This window comes from Psychrobacter submarinus (assembly GCF_904846685.1).
Lineage (GTDB): Bacteria > Pseudomonadota > Gammaproteobacteria > Pseudomonadales > Moraxellaceae > Psychrobacter > Psychrobacter submarinus.
In genome coordinates this window covers 1,133,349-1,149,554 of the sequence record NZ_CAJHBQ010000001.1, presented here as the reverse complement: position 1 = coordinate 1,149,554, position 16,206 = coordinate 1,133,349, and the positions used below count along the sequence as shown (strand labels likewise).

The following is a 16,206-nucleotide window of genomic DNA, read 5'->3' as shown; positions in this document are numbered from 1 at the left end:
CAACTTCAATGTAACTCAACTGTTTGGAGCCGCTATGACCCAGCCATTTACTTCTGATACTCGTTTACCGAATGCTTTGATTAGTGGGGCACAAGGTAAGCTTGCAGATAGTAATGCTGAGGCCGCGCATGCCGCAAGCTGCGAGCAGCCAGCTATCGTCCATCCTAACTTTGACCCTAAGCAGACACCACTTGATCCCGCCCGTCCATTGAGCGATATTCCAGAGCCTGCACGAAGAGTCAATGGCCAGCTGCACAGGTTTTATGGTAAGTCAGCGCATTTTCGCGCGCCAAAAACGCAGTCATTATCTAAGTGGCAATTGATGGCCTCAAAACCGTTTGCAGAGCATTTATCGCTACTCAGCGCAGCTAAGCTGATAGAACTGCCGGACAGCTTTTATCGCCGTTATCCTAAGCAGGGCTGTTATCCTAAGAAAAATAGTGACCAAGCCGTATCACCATCATCGGCTAACCGTTTACTGTCGCCCCTAGATGAGATGGTTTTGCTGGATATGGCAGATATTCAAGACGCTATTACTCATTATCCCAAGCTTAGTCGTTATGGGTTTTTAGCAGAGCACTCATTTTCAAATGAGGGTTTAAATACAGCTTCAAAACCTGCTGCTTCACTACGCACCTTGGTCAAGCGTTATAATCCTGATGAGCTGCTTAGCAGTTTATATGCCGATGACTGGCAAGTGATTTTGCAGCCACAAGATTTTGAATTGGGTGAGGGCAGCTTAGCCACAGACATTATGGCCTGTAGTGTGGCGGTGCACGCTCTAAAACAATGCGCAACTCGTAAAAGCATTAATAAAAGCTATAGCGCTGAGCAAATTTGTCACTATGTGCGCAGCTATTTGTTAAGCCAGCTTTATCATGCGCCGGCTAGCCGTTCTCATTATCGGCAGATCCGCTTATTTGCCGGTCATATTATTGTCGCCGCGCATTATTTAGGCTGGGAAATCCAAGTCAGTCACGATGGCCAAGCGCATTTTAATATCTCATCGCGCTGTGGTCTGTTGACTCGCTATGCCAATATGAACGACTATATGATTAACGGCTGGTCAAGCTAGCTTTATCTACCGACTTACCGTTGACCACTTTTTTATTATGTTTAACGATTATTTATTAAGCAGTTATTACTAATTATCTAACACTAAAACAGGAATGCTCATGCCCGTTGCCAATGCCCCTGCACAACATACTACGCAAGCCTCTTTTTCAGCCCAGCAGTTTATCGAACTAGCCCTCGAGAACAAAGTGCTAAAATTTGGCGAATTTGTGCTCAAATCAGGACGAATTAGTCCTTATTTTTTTAATGCTGGATTGCTAGCATCAGGTGAGATGTTGTCATTATTGGCTCGAGGGTATGCTGATGCTTTGGTTGAGCAAATGGCGACACATAACACAGACAGTAGTGACACAGATAACGGCGATAACAGGTTAGTTATTTTCGGCGCCGCTTATAAAGGCATTCCGTTTGTGGCTGCGACTGCGCAAGCGTTATGGCTGCATCATGGTATCAACGCAGATTGGGGTTATAATCGCAAAGAGGTCAAAACGCATGGCGAGGGCGGCAATCTAGTCGGCGCTGAGGTACAAGGCAAAGCCGTTTGGATCCTCGATGACGTGATTACTGCCGGCACGGCAATGCGAGAAGTAGTAGAGATTTTGCAGCAGGCAGGCGCTAGCGTTGCTGGTATCCTTGTCGCGCTAGACCGTAAAGAAAAAGGCCAAGACGAGCAGTCCGCTATTCAAGAGTTGGCAGCCAATTTACAAGTGCCGGTACGCGCTTTAGTCGATATTGATGATTTGATCGGTTATCTGGCTGATGACCATGGCACCCAAAACAGCCAACATAAAGACGCGACCCAACTTGCAAAAATGCAGCATTATCGCGAGCAGTATGGCGTTTAGCGTTTGCGCTTAAACACCTATCTAAACAATAACAAAAATAGTGAGCCCTATTATGAGTAACGACAAGCAAAAAGCGGACAAACCTTTAAATATACTGGTCATCATGGATCCTATTGAGCGAGTCAATTATAAAAAAGATACCAGCCTTGCAATGATGTGGGCGGCGCAAGATCGCGGCCATACGTTAGGCTATTGTCAGGTTCACGACTTATGGCTAGACCGAGGTCAGCTGATGATAGATTCGCAGCCCGTCACGGTATACCGCGACCCCGAAAAATTTTATAGTCTAGGCGAGAAGACGACAGCTACGGTTAAGGATTATGATGTTATCTTGATGCGTAAAGATCCGCCCTTTGATATGCGCTTTATTTATGCCACCTATATGCTCGATCACGCCAAAGCGGCTGGCGTGCTAGTCGTCAACGACCCGCAAGCGATTCGCGATTGTAACGAAAAGCTATTTGCCACTTGGTTTAGCGAATATATGAGCCCGACGATTGTCAGCAGCAAACAAGCTCATATTCGTAAGTTTATCGCAGAGCAGCAAGACGTCATCGTCAAGCCGCTAGACGGTATGGGCGGCACTGGTATCTTCCGTTTGACCGCTGATAGCGCTAATATTGGCGTTACTTTAGAGATACTAACAGAGCTTGAGACCCTACCTATCATGGCGCAGCGCTATTTACCAGAGATTAAGGAAGGCGATAAGCGTGTACTGATTGTTGATGGTGAAGTGGTCGATTACTGCTTAGCGCGCATCCCGGTCAAAGGGGAGACTCGCGGTAATCTAGCCGCTGGCGGTAGCGGTGTAGCAATGCCATTGACCGACACCGAGCGCGAAGTGGCGCTAGCAGTTGCGCCTATCGTCAAACAAAAAGGGCTGATGTTTGTGGGCTTAGATTTGATCGGCGGTCGTATCACCGAGATTAATGTCACAAGCCCGACTTGTGTACGCGAAATCGATGATCAGTGCGGCACCGATATCGGTACTGATTTCATCATCGCGGTAGAACAAAAAGTAATAGCATAGTAGCGAAACACGCCTAAATTATAAGTGCTTAAAGTAAGCTGTTTTAGTGATAAAAAGTACTATATATGAGCGCGCGATTTCCTCTATACTAGGCAAATTTTAGTCAGCTGCTGTTGTAGCTTTATAGATATTACCAAAATAGATAGGCAGGCGTGCATGAAGACTCCGCATATATTAATGATGGCTGCTGGTACTGGCGGCCATGTGTTTCCAGCGCTCGCCGTAAGCGAAGAGTTGGCTCAGCGCGGCGCCGTTATCCACTGGTTAGGTACGCCAAATGGTATGGAAAATGGTTTGGTTAAGCCGCTTAACTATCCGTTTCATGCTATTGATATGCAAGGACTGCGCGGCAAAGGCATCGGCCGCTTATTAAAATTACCAGTGACTCTACTATCCGCGACGATGGCGGCGCTGAAAGTCATTCGTAGCAATCAGATCGATATGGTCGTAGGCTTTGGCGGTTACGTGACTGCTCCTGGTGGTATTGCCGCGCGTATGACCGGCACACCGCTTATTATCCATGAGCAAAATGCTATCGCTGGTATGAGTAACCGTTATTTGGCTAAGATGGCGAATAAGGTGTTGCAAGCTTTTGAGGATACTTTTGCGCACAGTCAAACCAGCCCCAAGCTGGAGACGGTGGGCAATCCGGTACGTAATACCATCACGGGAGTGGCAGCTCCTACTGAGCGTTATGATATTCATGATGATTCGCCGTTGCGCCTGTTAGTCGTTGGCGGCTCTTTGGGCGCGCAAGTGCTCAATGATAATGTCCCTAAAGCCCTAGCTCTGATAGACAAGCCTTTTGCGGTGCGCCATCAATGTGGTCGTAATAATGAGTCAGCCACTCAAGCAGCATACGACAATGAGGATTTGAGCCGTCATAGTACGCAAGTTCAGCCGTTTATCGATAATATGGCCGCCGCTTACAATTGGGCGGATGTGATTGTTTGCCGCGCAGGCGCGCTTACGGTGACTGAGATTCAAAACGTTGGTATCCCTGCCATATTTGTACCGCTACCACATGCTGTCGATGATCATCAGACTGCCAATGCACGCACGCTAACCGAGCATGGCGCTGCTATTTTATTGCCGCAGTCTGAGCTGACGCCTGAGCGCTTGCGTGCGGAGCTGGCATTGCTTGACCGAGCTAAATGTTTAGAGATGGCAGAAAAAGGTCATGCGCTTGCCAACCGCAGTGCTACTGAGCAAGTTGCTGATATTATTTGGCAGTCGTTGTAAGTCTGCCAGCCTTCTGACCTGTTTTCATTACAGACTTTTAGCCGTTTTAGTCTTCTAAAATATTTATATCTACTTTTTCTATTGAGAACCTTTTATGTCTACCTCTACTAAAGCTCTGCCGAAACGCCTGATTGAGATTCCAGAGATGCGCCGTATTCAGCATCTACATTTTGTTGGTATTGGCGGCTCAGGGATGTGCGGTATCGCTGAGGTGATGCATAATCAAGGCTATCAAGTCAGCGGTTCTGACATCAACGACAGTCTAGTGACTCAGCGTTTACAGAGTATTGGTATCGAGATATTTATCGGTCATGACTCAAAAAACATCTCTAATACCGATGTGGTCGTGGTGTCATCCGCGATTGACCGTAGCAACCCTGAGATTGAGGCGGCGCTAAAAGCCCGTCTGCCAGTGGTCCGCCGCGCTGATATGCTCGGTGAGCTGATGCGCTATCGTCATGGTATCGCGGTCGCAGGCGCGCATGGTAAGACTACAACGACTAGTTTGCTGACGATGATGATGGCTGAGGCGCAGCTAGATCCTACTTATGTGATCGGCGGTAAGCTCAACGCGTCAGGCAAGAACGCCGCGCTTGGCAGCAGTCGTTTCTTGATTGCTGAAGCTGACGAATCGGATGCGTCGTTTTTGACGCTGCATCCGATGTCGGCTATCGTCACCAATATCGATCAAGATCATATGGAGACTTACGAGAATAGCTTCGATAAACTCAAAGCCGCCTACATTCAGTTTTTACAGAACATGCCTTTTTATGGCTTAGCGGTCGTTTGCGGTGATGATGCTGAGTTATATGCCATGATAGATGATATTAGCCGCCCAGTACTGACTTTTGGACTTGAACCTTTTAACGATGTACAAGCGATCGATGTGGTAGCACAAGGCACTAAGACCCACTTTACCGTATTGCGCCGCGACCATGAGCCGCTGCGTTTAACGCTTAATATCCCAGGAATTCATAACGTCTATAATGCGCTTGCTGCCATTACGATGGCCACTGATGAAGGCGTGGATGATGACGCTATCAAACGTGCCCTACAGAAGTTCGCTGGCGTCGGCCGTCGTTTTGAACAACATGAAGCAGTCACCCTTGATGATGGCGATGTGTTATTAATTGACGATTATGGTCATCATCCCAAAGAAGTCGATGCCACGATCAAAGCCGCTCGCCAAAGCTTTCCTGAGCGCCGTTTGGTAATGATGTTCCAGCCGCATCGTTATAGCCGTACTCGCGACTGTTTCGATGATTTTGTGGAAGTGCTCTCTGCTGTCGATGAGCTACTATTATTAGAGGTGTACTCTGCAGGCGAGAACCATATCAATGGCGCAGACACCAAGTCGCTAGCTCGTAGTATTCGTCTGCGCGGTGAAGTGGAACCAACCATCGTTGACAAAAACAATATCGCGCCAGTGATGCAGCGTTTGTTAAAAGCCAACGATATGCTGATCACCCAAGGCGCAGGTAATGTTGGGCAGATTGCGGTTGAATTGGCTGCGAATCAATTGTACTTAAAATAGCTTCTGGAAGAGTCTGCTCTACCGCTATAGAGCGCCTCGCTTAGCCGTCAAAAGAACGTTAGGAATTCATATATGAACCGTCAAAACAACCAAAGCCTCAGCCAAGACAGCAACGAGCACAGACAACAAGACAATATAGAAAACCCAGAACCGGCACTAGCAGCCGCTCAGAGCGAGCAAGAGAACGATGATAAGCCAGCGTTGGGTAGTGGACAAATGAATAATAATGAAGCTTCCAGCAAGGATTCACAAGTCAAAGACGCCAGTGTGTTTGGTAAAGTTGCAGTGGTATATGGCGGCAACAGTAATGAGCGCACGGTTTCTTTAGATAGTGGTGCCGCAGTACTACAAGCGCTACAGAATCAAGGCGTTGATGCCGAGCATTTTGATCCAAAAGATCAAGATATCACTGAGCTGCGTGCTTATGACCGTGTGTTTAATGTGCTGCATGGTCGCGGCGGCGAAGATGGGCTCTTGCAAGGCGTATTGCAGTGGTTGGATATCCCGCAAACAGGTTCTGGCGTATTGGCCTCTGCGCTGGGTATGGACAAGGTGCGTACTAAGCAGCTGTGGCAAGGCTGTGGTCTGTCGACAGCGCCGTTTTCATTACTGACTGCGGATACCGACTGGCAGCAAGTGGTCAATATGCTCGGTCTGCCTTTGATTATAAAGCCAGTGCACGAAGGCTCTAGCATCGGCATGACGAAGGTCAATCATTTAGATGAGTTACCAGCAGCCTATGCTACTGCGGTACAATGCGGCGATGCGGTGATGGCTGAGCGCTGGATTACCGGCCGCGAATTCACTATCGTAATCATCGATGATGAAGCTTATCCGGTCATTCGCTTAGAGCCTGCTGATATTAGCAATTTTTATGATTTTGAAGCCAAGTACAATCGCAACGATACCAGCTACTATATCCCTTGCGGTTTAAGTGCTCATGATGAACAGCACTTACAAGAGCTAAGCTTAGCCGCTTTTCGAGCGGTAGATGCCAAAGGTTGGGGGCGTATCGACGCCATGCAAGATAATAATGGCAGTTTTTGGTTACTTGAGATCAATACGGTGCCAGGTATGACCAGTCATAGTTTAGTGCCTATGGCAGCCCAAGCGCGCGGTATGGATTTTGAGAGCTTATGCTGGCACATTTTGTCGCAGACATTGTAGGGTGTTGGGTTCTAGGTAATCTAAGCGAATCAGGGGCGCTAACGTGGTCTAAGCTTGCTATAGCATAGCTTAGTGTAAACTTGTGTAAATTCAACACTCACAACTCGGGTTAGGCTATTGTTTCACTAGAAAATACGTTAATATTGCAGTGATTGTGTTGTTTTTGCTAGGATTGTCGGATTTTAACCTCAGTAGTATTCAATCACGTAGCCAATAACTGTGCTTTTATAAACCACGTTAAAATAACTTTATAAACGAACGGTCTATTGACGCATGTTGCCCCAGTAGCTAGTAAAATTAAATGCATATTAAGTGTAAAATCAATCAAGTATATGGACGGATGCAATTATGGCTCAAACTGTCGATGATGTGGCTGAGCTCATGGATAGTAAAGCGGATCGTCCAAAAAGAAGCTTACCACTTCCAAATTCGGCTAAATACTTTTTTACAGCTATTGTCGTTGCGCTATTATTATTGATATTAGCGATGGGCGCTAAGGCTTTACGTGATGCGCCGCCTGCTACCATACAAGTCAGCTCTCAAGGTCTGAGTCCGGTCCAGTATCAAAGCTTACAGCAAACGATGAGTCGGCAAACCGTTAGTAGCTTTTTTGCCAATGATTTGCAGTCCCTACGTGATATTGCCATGAGACTTGCTTGGGTCGATCAGGTCAGTGTGACTCGTGATTGGCAACGCGGAATTGTAATTACCGCGCTACCAAAGCAAGCGATCGCTAATTTTGGTACTGAGCGACTAGTAGATGCTAAAGGCGAGGTGTTTGTCCCTGTTGATAATAACGACTTGCGCCAACCTCAGTTCGCAACTTTACAAGGCGATATCGAGCAAGCACCGGTCATCATGCAGCAAATGCAGCAGATTAACGACTGGTATGCGCCGCTTGAGATGCAAGTTGAAGATATTATTTTGACCCCGCGTATGACTTGGTTGGTGCGTTTTGATACTGGTCTACGAGTGATTGTAGATAATGAAAACACTGCTCAGAAATTACTGAGCCTAAGCCAGTTATTAGCCGCGCAACTGCACGACCGCCGTGATGAGATGCAGTCGGTAGATTTACGCTACAAGAACGGCTTCACTATAGCGTGGAATGTGAGACAAGAGTCTGATACAGCTAGTACCGATAGCGCTGCGAATCTTTAGCTTATATTTTATTCATCTTTGTGAAAAGGATCTTTACTTTAGAGACATCTAAAGGATAATTTAACGAAACTCGTTAGATAGATTGCTTCGCAAGTACTTTTTAATAATTAATGGGGATGTTAAATCGTTCCCTGATTAGCGATAATTTGTCTAGTAACATGAAAAATACTGAAAACCTCGTTGTTGTCCATCTAAGCGCCACTGCAGTTTATGCTGTGATTGGCAGTGTTGTCTCTGCAAAAGACATCCGTATCATGGGTATCGGCCAAGTCAAAAACAACGACTTCTATCAAGGTCGAATCAAGCATCGCGAACGTCTACAAGGTGCGATAAAGCAAGCCATTCAAGAAGCAGAAGATACCGCAAACTGCCGTGTGCATAGCGTTTGGCTGACTTTGGCGACTCCTGAGCTACTCAGTAAAAACAGTAACGGACAGGTCGATGTTGAAGAGGATGTGGTACTGGCCAAAGACATGGTACAAGCCTTGTCCAACGCAAAAGCTAAAGACCTGCCTTCTGATTATTATCTCATGCACTGCTGTCAGCAAGGTATCTATATCGACGATATGGACTCTATGGTCGATGATGCTATCGAGATGGTTGCCAAAAACATCACCGTGCTTTATCACATGATGATGATGCCAGTGGCCAGTCGCCAAAACATCCAAAAACTACTGCAAAGCTGTGATGTCGGTATCGACCATATCGTCTTTGACGCCGTTACTAGTGCCGAGTACAGTTTGATGAGTGAGGAGCGTCAGCAGGGCGTCTGCTTGGTCAATATTGGCGCAAGTACCACGAGTATTTGCGTCTATAAAGAAAACAAGCTTATCTTTACTCATTGTATCGCGAGCGGCAGTCATGAAGTCACTATGGATATCTCAGCCGATGTAGGCATCTCAATGATAGAAGCTGAGAGACTCAAGAAGTCTCATGGTACTGTCGATACCAATAGCATAGACCCTAGCGCCTTCTTTTTGTTTAAGCCACAAGGTTCAAATGATGAGATCAATATCGGTATTTATAATTTAGCCCGTATTATTGAGGCGCGATTTATTCAGATATTTACCGAAGTGGCGCGCCAGCTCCATGAGGCGGATTTGATAGGTTTTATTGATCGCGGTATCGTCCTGACAGGCGGCGGCAGCACGATTAAAGGTATGGTGCCATTTGCCAAAAAATTATTGAAAATGCCAGTCGTCATGAGTAATACTCATCCGGCAATCAGTGCTTTTAACCATTTTGACAATGAAGATACCTTTAAACAGCTCAATGCTCAGATTAACGATCGCGCTTATCATACAGCTTTTGGCGCTTTGTTATATAGTCAGAGCGAGCAGTTTCGTCATAGCGAACAAAGCGAGCCTGAAGCTATTCAAGAGAGCCGAGTAAAAGGCACCTTCCAAAGAGTCGGTCAGCGTTTTACTAACATCTTCAAAAAAATACTATGATAGTTGAAAAAGATAGTTTGAAAACGAAACTAAGCTATACTTATTTTATTTAAATACATTTATATATAGTCCGTCGATATGACAGAACCTGCCTGCACTATGACGTGTCGACCCTTACGCTATTTGCAACTGGAGAACCCTTTTTATGTCAAAATATACCATGCCAGATGATAGTCAAGTTCAAGATAACGGCCAAGCGCGCTTCACCGTATTTGGGGTAGGTGGCGGCGGCGGTAATGCGGTAGAGCACATGGTACAGCAAGGTATCAGGGGCGTCACTTTTGTCTGCGCTAATACGGATAGACAAGCGCTAGATCGTCTAACCGCTCCTAATAAGCTACAGCTAGGCGCTAAGACCAATCGAGGTCTAGGCGCTGGCGCTAACCCAGAAATCGGTCGTGAAGCTGCAGAAAGCGAAGAAGAAGCGATCCGCGAGATGCTAGACAACTCTGACATGGTCTTTATTACAGCGGGTATGGGCGGTGGTACCGGCACAGGCGCCGCTCCAGTCGTCGCTCGTATCGCCAAAGAGCTAGAAGTACTGACTGTCGCTGTGGTCACAACGCCTTTTAAATTTGAAGGCGGTAAGCGCATCAAGGCAGCTAAAGCAGGTATTGAGCAGCTGACGAACTTTGTGGACTCTATCATTACTATTCCTAATGATAAGCTGATGAGCGTGTACGGCAATATCTCTATGCAAGACGCCTTTAAAAAGGCAGATGATGTTCTACTTCATGCGGTACAAGGTATTGCTGAGACCATTGCTAGCGAAGGGGTTATCAATATCGATTTTAACGATATCCGTACGGCTATGACGGCCAAAGGTCATGCAATGATGGGTATTGGCCGTGCTAGCGGTGACGACCGTGCTCGCCAAGCCACTGAAAAAGCAATTAGATCGCCACTCCTTGACGACTTGTTATTAGAAAACGCCAAAGGTCTACTCGTTAACGTTATATCCTCTGAGTCGTTATCTTTAGATGAGATGAGCAAGATCAGTGCTATCGTTGATGAGATCACCGACATCGATGATGCTCATATTTTCTATGGCTCAGTCATAGACGAAAAAATGGGTGATGACTTACATGTTACCGTTATCGCAACTGGTCTGACTTTGAATGAGGATATCCCTGAAGTGCCAGTGCCTTCGGTGACCAGCACGCAATCAGTAGATCCGAGTACCCATACGAGCGCTTTAAACAGTCAAAAGCAGACTCAAGCACAGCAGTATCAAGACTCTACGCCGCGTACAGCACCGCAAGAGCAGCCACAGACTAAGACCAACAGTATCCAAGATTATCTAAAGCGCCAGCAGAATAAATAACGTTTTAGTCATTGGTTTGTTCAGGCCAATAAAGAAGAACCAGCATTAAGACGCTGGTTTTTTTTGCTTAATAAGTAGCTAATAGCATGAATAAATTACAAAATTATATTTTATTATTAAGGGAAAACGTTAAAACGTTGTTATGAATGGGTCGAATTATTGAATAAAAATAAGGGTTTAGATCAGGTGGGTCACTACCAGCGATAAAGCTGCAGTCCTTGACTGGCGTGCTCTCAGCCATCTTTTTATGAATAAATATAGCTAAAATAGTAGTGACAATAAGTATTATCAATGGCTTAAATATGCAAATTAGTATTTTTTGGCTATAGCGAATTAAGGGGTACTAATGGTACACTAGGGCAATTGTAACAAAATATGTGGGATTACAGCCATGAATCAGAGAACTATAAAAACAGCTTTAGCGATCACTGGTACCGGTTTACATAGTGGTCAGCCTGTGGATCTTGAGTTTCATCCACAGCCTGTTGACACCGGTGTTGTTTTTGAGCGTTCCGATATACTAGGCTCAGCACCGATTCCAGCTAGTGCCTTTTTGGTGCAAGATACCATGATGTCATCTAACTTAGTATTTGGCGGTACGCGCGTCGGTACGGTTGAGCATCTACTAAGCGCTATTGCTGGCCTTGGTGTCGATAATCTACTGATACGAGTGTCTGCAAGCGAGATTCCTATTATGGATGGTAGCGCGGCGCCTTTTGTGGGCTTATTACTACAAGCAGGCTTTGAAGAGCAAGAAGCGCCTAAGAAGTTCTTGCGGGTGGTCAGACCAGTACGAATCAAAGTCGATGACAAATGGGCTGAACTGCGTCCTTACAATGGCTTTGAGATGAACTTTGAGATTGACTTTGAGCATCCAGCCTTTGATAAGGACTTCCAGCATGCTCAGTTCCACCTTTCTACTCATAATTTCATCGAGCAGTTAAGCGAAGCGCGTACCTTTGGTTTTATGAAAGATATAGAAGCCCTGCGCAAGAACAATCTTGCTTTAGGTGGCAGTATGGACAATGCTATCGTCATTGATGAGGCAAGAGTATTGAATGCTGAAGGCTTACGCTTCAACGATGAGTTCGTTCGTCATAAGATTTTAGATGCATTAGGCGACTTATATCTTATCGGTTATCCTATTTTGGGCCGTTTTAGTGCGTACAAGTCAGGTCATGCACTCAATAACTTATTGGTTCGCGAAATACTATCTGACCAAAATAACTTTGAAATTGTAACATTTGATGACAATGTAACTTGTCCTATTGAATATTTGCCACTCTCTGGGCTAGTCGTTGAAGGATAAATACACGAATATACAGGATGTATCGCAACATTTACGCAATATTACATAGTTTACGAAATAAAAAATTCATAATTTTGAATATATTTAGTCGTTAAAATCGAATAGAATCGCTGGAAGTTAGGTAATACAAAAGCTAACAGCTATCAAAAAACGTACGATGATAATGTCAAATTAAAGACAATCTTCATCATACGTTTTTTTTTGTGCAAAATTTTTTGGATAACCAATTAATCGCGACTAATTTTTAATATGTTTTTTACATAACTTTACAATGCAATCTGCAAATTTTTAGTCACTTATTAGCCGCAAAAGTGCTTTTTGCAGCTTTTTATCCGTGGTGACATGCTCAGCTGCCTGTGATATAGTCCGTTTTGTGTTTTGGCTAAGGGCCTGATGCACATTGGTTTTATTGGATTTTGAGACCGCTAGTTGTTCTGAAACTTTAGAATCATGAGCGGCAGTATGAGCTACCACGACGCTGATTTGCTTGAGTTGTTGAAATGTAATTGACTGCTCGGTTAACACTGATAAGTAAGCATTTTGTAAATAGCGAATGTGATTAGCCGCAGTTACTGAACCTACACTGAGTGTGAGTTGCTCATCGTTCAGACCGACAACCCAGCAGGTATTAAGAATCTCTTCTGGTAGACAATCTGCCAATAGTTTTTTTATCTCAGTGGTTGCTTGCGTAAAAACACGCATATTATCGCTCAAGCTTCGAGGTAGTGCGCTACCAGCAAATGCTTGATGATCGATAAGTTGGGCAAGTCGATTAGGCTGTTTTTTTGACATCGTGTTGCTCATTGCAAGATATAAGGTTAAAGCGGACAATCTACGAGGCGAATGACAAAACTAGTAATGATGCTAGTGTCGGGCGCTTAAGACTAGAGTGTTAGCTGCTATACCTAGGATTTTATCATGATTGTTTAATGGCTATATCCTTTAAATGAATTGATGCTTCGTTATGGATGACGAGCGCTCTTGTATTAACCATAGGTAGTAAATTTATGAAACAAGCTTTATTAATTTTGTCAGTACTGGGAATGGGCATAGCACAAACAAGTGGTGCTGTCGAAACGACCTTTCAATCAAATAATACCTTGACTCATACCATCACAAATATTACGGCTGCTTCGAACTACGGTTCTAGCCAGAATATTTATAGCACCAACAGTGGCGCTCGCGTTTATAGCAATGACGAAATCAGTCAAGCTATCGATAATCTAAGCGAGCACGCCAAGCAAAAAGAATATCAGTTAGCATCACTAACTAGCCGTTTAGCGTACGAGCGCGAACAGCAAATCCGCAGTAGTATCCCAGATAGCAATTCAGCGCCAGCTCGCGCTGCAGCACGTGCAGCAAGAGCAGCGCACGCTAGAAGTACAGGCTACTGTGCCCGTTATGTGCGTAAAGCGCTACAGTCTGCCGGTTACGAGTTTACTCCAAACCCATCTGCTTATCAGTATGCGACGCGTGGCACTCTAGCGAAAGCCGGTTTTACTAAGATCAGCAACGACATGCAGCCGCAAGTAGGTGATGTCGTGGTGTTTGATCGTACCTCAAGACGCCCGCACGGTCATATTCAAATATTTGACGGTAACGGCTGGGTCTCAGACTTCCGCCAAAAAGGTATCAGCCCATACAGCGGTGTCCATAGTTATACCACATGGCGCGACTCACAATACGTAGATGATGCCTCAGATCGTGGTATCTATCTTGCGATGGCTGACGAGTAACTGCTACTATATTTGTAGTCAATTATAATCTAGCTATCGTTAGTTCAGCAAAAAACCCAGTAATGATCTAAATGACATTGCTGGGTTTTTTATGCGGCATCTCATGCTACGCCTATGAGTTTCATCACCTTTTAGATTTTCTAAGTCATTACTCTTTATCCAGCTGCAGCTTTGACCAATGCTGGCGCTGATGAAAATCGGCTGGCGTGGCGTGCTCAGTTGCAAAGTAAAGTGGCGTGCCTGAGAAGTTGAGAATGACGCATGGATGTATCAAGGCAGTCGAGTTAGAATTGAGTATGCGCGGCATAGAGTCAGGTAGCATATCTAATGCGATTGAGAATTGACGTTGTTTCAGTAACGAATCACTACTTGCTAGTGTTTTATTATGCCATTGAATATGGACGGGATGTTGACTGCCTTTTATCAATAAGGGTATGGGCGGCAGCGTAACAGGGGTACGGTAGTCCATAAACTGATAGACAGCATATTGACCATTTGGACTGGCATTTATCTCCACATAACTTGCCGCGTTATTGGTTATAAAACACTCTAAGCAAGTCTGCTGCCATAGATAATCTGCAAAGCCGACTTTTTGTTTATTCCAAAGCGGCCATTGCAACTGATCCAATAAGGTCATCGACGGCAGCTTAACCTCATAGCGGAGGCTTAAGCTGGTATTCATATCGCTACTTATTGTATTTAGCGTATCGCTGTCAGCATTCGCTGAGTCCATAATCGTAGCCGTTACTTTAACGATAATTTGCTGTAACTGGGAAACGGACACACCGATCTTTTGAGCATCACTCACTAAGCTATCGTTTGCAAGCTTAAGAATAAAAGTCTGACTCATATTATGGATTGCCTTATCGTAAATAGGTTAAATGCTGACAACTCGCTGAGCGGCCAAAAAATATAGCAAAAGTAGAAAAGTAAAAATGACAAAAGCCGCAAGTGTCATCAGCTGCGGCCTTTAAGATAAGTCTATAAAGAGTATTAAATCATCACTCTTTATGCATTACTGAGCATAACGGGCTAAGTTAGATAGCTTAGGATTGGCGTTTGGGTTTTGGCGTAATAACAGCGCCATACGGCCGATAGTGTGAATCACATTGGCATTCGCTGTAGTCGCAATCTCAGTGCTCACGATATCACGCTCATGCTTAGTGCCTGCTGGCAGCTTCACTTTAATCAGCTCGTGATCGCTCAATGCTCTATCAATCTCTTCACTAATGGCAGGGGTGATGCCTTTATTGCCGATCATAACGATAGGCTTGAGCTCGTGGCCAATACTTTTTAGGCGTTTAATGGTTTCATTATCAAGTTGCATAACATTCCTTATATCAATATAAATAAGTTTTAGTGTCTGTATCAACGACAGAGTACACCGGCGCAGTACAAACGATATCATCAAAAATTTAATGCGTATTATAAGCAATATGAGACTATCTTGCTTGAATTCATTAGGATTTTGGACGATTTTAGGTGAGGGAAATGTTAAACTAAGCGTCTTAACTTGGTTTTTGTAGCGCTTTTTTGTGATAGGTATAGGAGCAAGTATTTTGGCTACGCGTATTGAAAATAAAAAACTCTCAAAAAGTAGCCGTGCTTGGATGAAAGAGCATCTTGATGACCACTATGTCAAGCAAGCGCAAAAAGACGGCTATCGTGCGCGCGCCGCTTATAAGTTATTAGAGATCAATGACAAAACCCAGACTATCACTAAAGGGATGACCGTAGTCGATTTGGGCAGTGCGCCGGGGAGTTGGTCGCAAGTAGCGAGTAAGCTAGTAGGCGACACTGGCACCTTGATAGCTTCTGATATTTTACCGATGGATGCTTTGGTTGATGTCACTTTTATCCAAGGTGATTTTCGTGAGGCTGAGGCTTTTGACGCGATTATGGCGCAAGTGGGTGATAGCCAAGTCGATGTGGTGCTATCCGATATGGCCCCTAATACCGCGGGTAACAGCGCGGTCGATCAACCACGCATGATGTATCTGTGTGAGTTGGCAGTAGATTTTGCCTTAGCAACTTTGCCTAAAGGCGGCGCGCTGATTATGAAAGTCTTCCAAGGCGAGGGCACACAAGAGCTTAGGCAGCAAATGCAGCGCGACTTTAGTAAGGTTCGCAGTATCAAACCGGCTGCTTCTAGACCACGCTCCAAAGAGATGTTTTGGATAGCGATTCGATAGTTTTGAACAAGATTTAAGCGCTGCTAGTGTTGCTACAATAGTTAACTGAAAAGTGATATCTAGTGGTTGAATTGTACCGATTAAAACCATATATCGTGGTATATTAGCTTTGTTTTAAGCAATTATTAAAATGAAGTCGCC

15 protein-coding genes are annotated in these 16,206 nt (G+C 44.9%); 12 read left to right on the top strand and 3 right to left on the bottom strand.

Annotation, left to right across the window (positions count from 1 at the left end; translation table 11 throughout):
* The first annotated feature begins 34 nt into the window (after window positions 1-34).
* The 10 genes from JMY03_RS05135 to lpxC all read left to right on the top strand — a co-directional run bounded on the left by JMY03_RS05135 (window position 35) and on the right by lpxC (window position 12,137).
* Window positions 35-1,075, top strand: a complete 1,041-nt coding sequence (locus tag JMY03_RS05135; RefSeq protein ID WP_201601637.1) for a hypothetical protein — start codon at window positions 35-37, stop codon at window positions 1,073-1,075.
* 100 nt (window positions 1,076-1,175) lie between these two features.
* A complete protein-coding gene (gene pyrE / locus JMY03_RS05130; RefSeq protein WP_201601634.1) occupies window positions 1,176-1,919 on the top strand; it encodes an orotate phosphoribosyltransferase in 744 nt (247 codons plus the stop codon).
* 52 nt (window positions 1,920-1,971) lie between these two features.
* Window positions 1,972-2,949 (top strand): glutathione synthase, encoded by a 978-nt coding sequence (gene gshB, locus JMY03_RS05125; RefSeq protein WP_201559236.1) that lies wholly within the window; start codon window positions 1,972-1,974, stop codon window positions 2,947-2,949.
* Window positions 2,950-3,105: 156 nt separating this feature from the next.
* On the top strand, window positions 3,106-4,191 hold the full coding sequence (murG, locus tag JMY03_RS05120) for an undecaprenyldiphospho-muramoylpentapeptide beta-N-acetylglucosaminyltransferase (RefSeq protein WP_201601632.1): 1,086 nt from the start codon (window positions 3,106-3,108) through the stop codon (window positions 4,189-4,191).
* A 94-nt stretch (window positions 4,192-4,285) separates the two neighbouring features.
* Entirely contained in the window at window positions 4,286-5,725 is a 1,440-nt protein-coding gene (gene murC / locus JMY03_RS05115; protein WP_201559238.1) for a UDP-N-acetylmuramate--L-alanine ligase, read from the top strand.
* A gap of 216 nt (window positions 5,726-5,941) precedes the next feature.
* Window positions 5,942-6,892, top strand: coding sequence for a D-alanine--D-alanine ligase (locus tag JMY03_RS05110; protein ID WP_227675519.1), 951 nt, complete (start codon window positions 5,942-5,944; stop codon window positions 6,890-6,892).
* Window positions 6,893-7,240: 348 nt separating this feature from the next.
* The gene (locus JMY03_RS05105) at window positions 7,241-8,053 is read left to right on the top strand and encodes a cell division protein FtsQ/DivIB (protein WP_201601630.1); all 813 of its coding nucleotides are present in this window, start codon (window positions 7,241-7,243) and stop codon (window positions 8,051-8,053) included.
* A 158-nt stretch (window positions 8,054-8,211) separates the two neighbouring features.
* Window positions 8,212-9,504, top strand: a complete 1,293-nt coding sequence (gene ftsA, locus JMY03_RS05100; RefSeq protein ID WP_201601628.1) for a cell division protein FtsA — start codon at window positions 8,212-8,214, stop codon at window positions 9,502-9,504.
* 145 nt (window positions 9,505-9,649) lie between these two features.
* Entirely contained in the window at window positions 9,650-10,828 is a 1,179-nt protein-coding gene (gene ftsZ, locus JMY03_RS05095) for a cell division protein FtsZ (RefSeq protein ID WP_201601626.1), read from the top strand.
* Between the two features lie 391 nt (window positions 10,829-11,219).
* Window positions 11,220-12,137 (top strand): UDP-3-O-acyl-N-acetylglucosamine deacetylase, encoded by a 918-nt coding sequence (gene lpxC / locus JMY03_RS05090; protein ID WP_201601624.1) that lies wholly within the window; start codon window positions 11,220-11,222, stop codon window positions 12,135-12,137.
* Between the two features lie 288 nt (window positions 12,138-12,425).
* Here lpxC and JMY03_RS05085 read toward each other — a convergent pair whose 3' ends face one another.
* Entirely contained in the window at window positions 12,426-12,929 is a 504-nt protein-coding gene (locus JMY03_RS05085) for a hypothetical protein (protein ID WP_201601622.1), read from the bottom strand.
* 215 nt (window positions 12,930-13,144) lie between these two features.
* Here JMY03_RS05085 and JMY03_RS05080 point away from each other — a divergent pair, with 215 nt between their 5' ends.
* Entirely contained in the window at window positions 13,145-13,873 is a 729-nt protein-coding gene (locus JMY03_RS05080; RefSeq protein ID WP_201601620.1) for a CHAP domain-containing protein, read from the top strand.
* A 148-nt stretch (window positions 13,874-14,021) separates the two neighbouring features.
* On the opposite strand, the gene JMY03_RS05075 is transcribed toward JMY03_RS05080, so the two are convergent.
* Window positions 14,022-14,723 (bottom strand): hypothetical protein, encoded by a 702-nt coding sequence (locus JMY03_RS05075; protein WP_201601618.1) that lies wholly within the window; start codon window positions 14,721-14,723, stop codon window positions 14,022-14,024.
* Between the two features lie 165 nt (window positions 14,724-14,888).
* Window positions 14,889-15,200, bottom strand: coding sequence for a YhbY family RNA-binding protein (locus tag JMY03_RS05070; RefSeq protein WP_025644644.1), 312 nt, complete (start codon window positions 15,198-15,200; stop codon window positions 14,889-14,891).
* Between the two features lie 232 nt (window positions 15,201-15,432).
* Between JMY03_RS05070 and JMY03_RS05065 the strand changes: the two genes are divergently transcribed.
* On the top strand, window positions 15,433-16,065 hold the full coding sequence (locus JMY03_RS05065; RefSeq protein WP_201601616.1) for an RlmE family RNA methyltransferase: 633 nt from the start codon (window positions 15,433-15,435) through the stop codon (window positions 16,063-16,065).
* Window positions 16,066-16,206: the final 141 nt, after the last annotated feature.

Coding starts and splice junctions, on each gene's coding strand:
- JMY03_RS05135 (WP_201601637.1), top strand. CDS start 35: ATGACCCAGCCATTTACTTCTGATACTCGTTTACCGAATGCTTTGATT.
- pyrE (WP_201601634.1), top strand. CDS start 1,176: ATGCCCGTTGCCAATGCCCCTGCACAACATACTACGCAAGCCTCTTTT.
- gshB (WP_201559236.1), top strand. CDS start 1,972: ATGAGTAACGACAAGCAAAAAGCGGACAAACCTTTAAATATACTGGTC.
- murG (WP_201601632.1), top strand. CDS start 3,106: ATGAAGACTCCGCATATATTAATGATGGCTGCTGGTACTGGCGGCCAT.
- murC (WP_201559238.1), top strand. CDS start 4,286: ATGTCTACCTCTACTAAAGCTCTGCCGAAACGCCTGATTGAGATTCCA.
- JMY03_RS05110 (WP_227675519.1), top strand. CDS start 5,942: ATGAATAATAATGAAGCTTCCAGCAAGGATTCACAAGTCAAAGACGCC.
- JMY03_RS05105 (WP_201601630.1), top strand. CDS start 7,241: ATGGCTCAAACTGTCGATGATGTGGCTGAGCTCATGGATAGTAAAGCG.
- ftsA (WP_201601628.1), top strand. CDS start 8,212: ATGAAAAATACTGAAAACCTCGTTGTTGTCCATCTAAGCGCCACTGCA.
- ftsZ (WP_201601626.1), top strand. CDS start 9,650: ATGTCAAAATATACCATGCCAGATGATAGTCAAGTTCAAGATAACGGC.
- lpxC (WP_201601624.1), top strand. CDS start 11,220: ATGAATCAGAGAACTATAAAAACAGCTTTAGCGATCACTGGTACCGGT.
- JMY03_RS05085 (WP_201601622.1), bottom strand. CDS start 12,929: ATGTCAAAAAAACAGCCTAATCGACTTGCCCAACTTATCGATCATCAA.
- JMY03_RS05080 (WP_201601620.1), top strand. CDS start 13,145: ATGAAACAAGCTTTATTAATTTTGTCAGTACTGGGAATGGGCATAGCA.
- JMY03_RS05075 (WP_201601618.1), bottom strand. CDS start 14,723: ATGAGTCAGACTTTTATTCTTAAGCTTGCAAACGATAGCTTAGTGAGT.
- JMY03_RS05070 (WP_025644644.1), bottom strand. CDS start 15,200: ATGCAACTTGATAATGAAACCATTAAACGCCTAAAAAGTATTGGCCAC.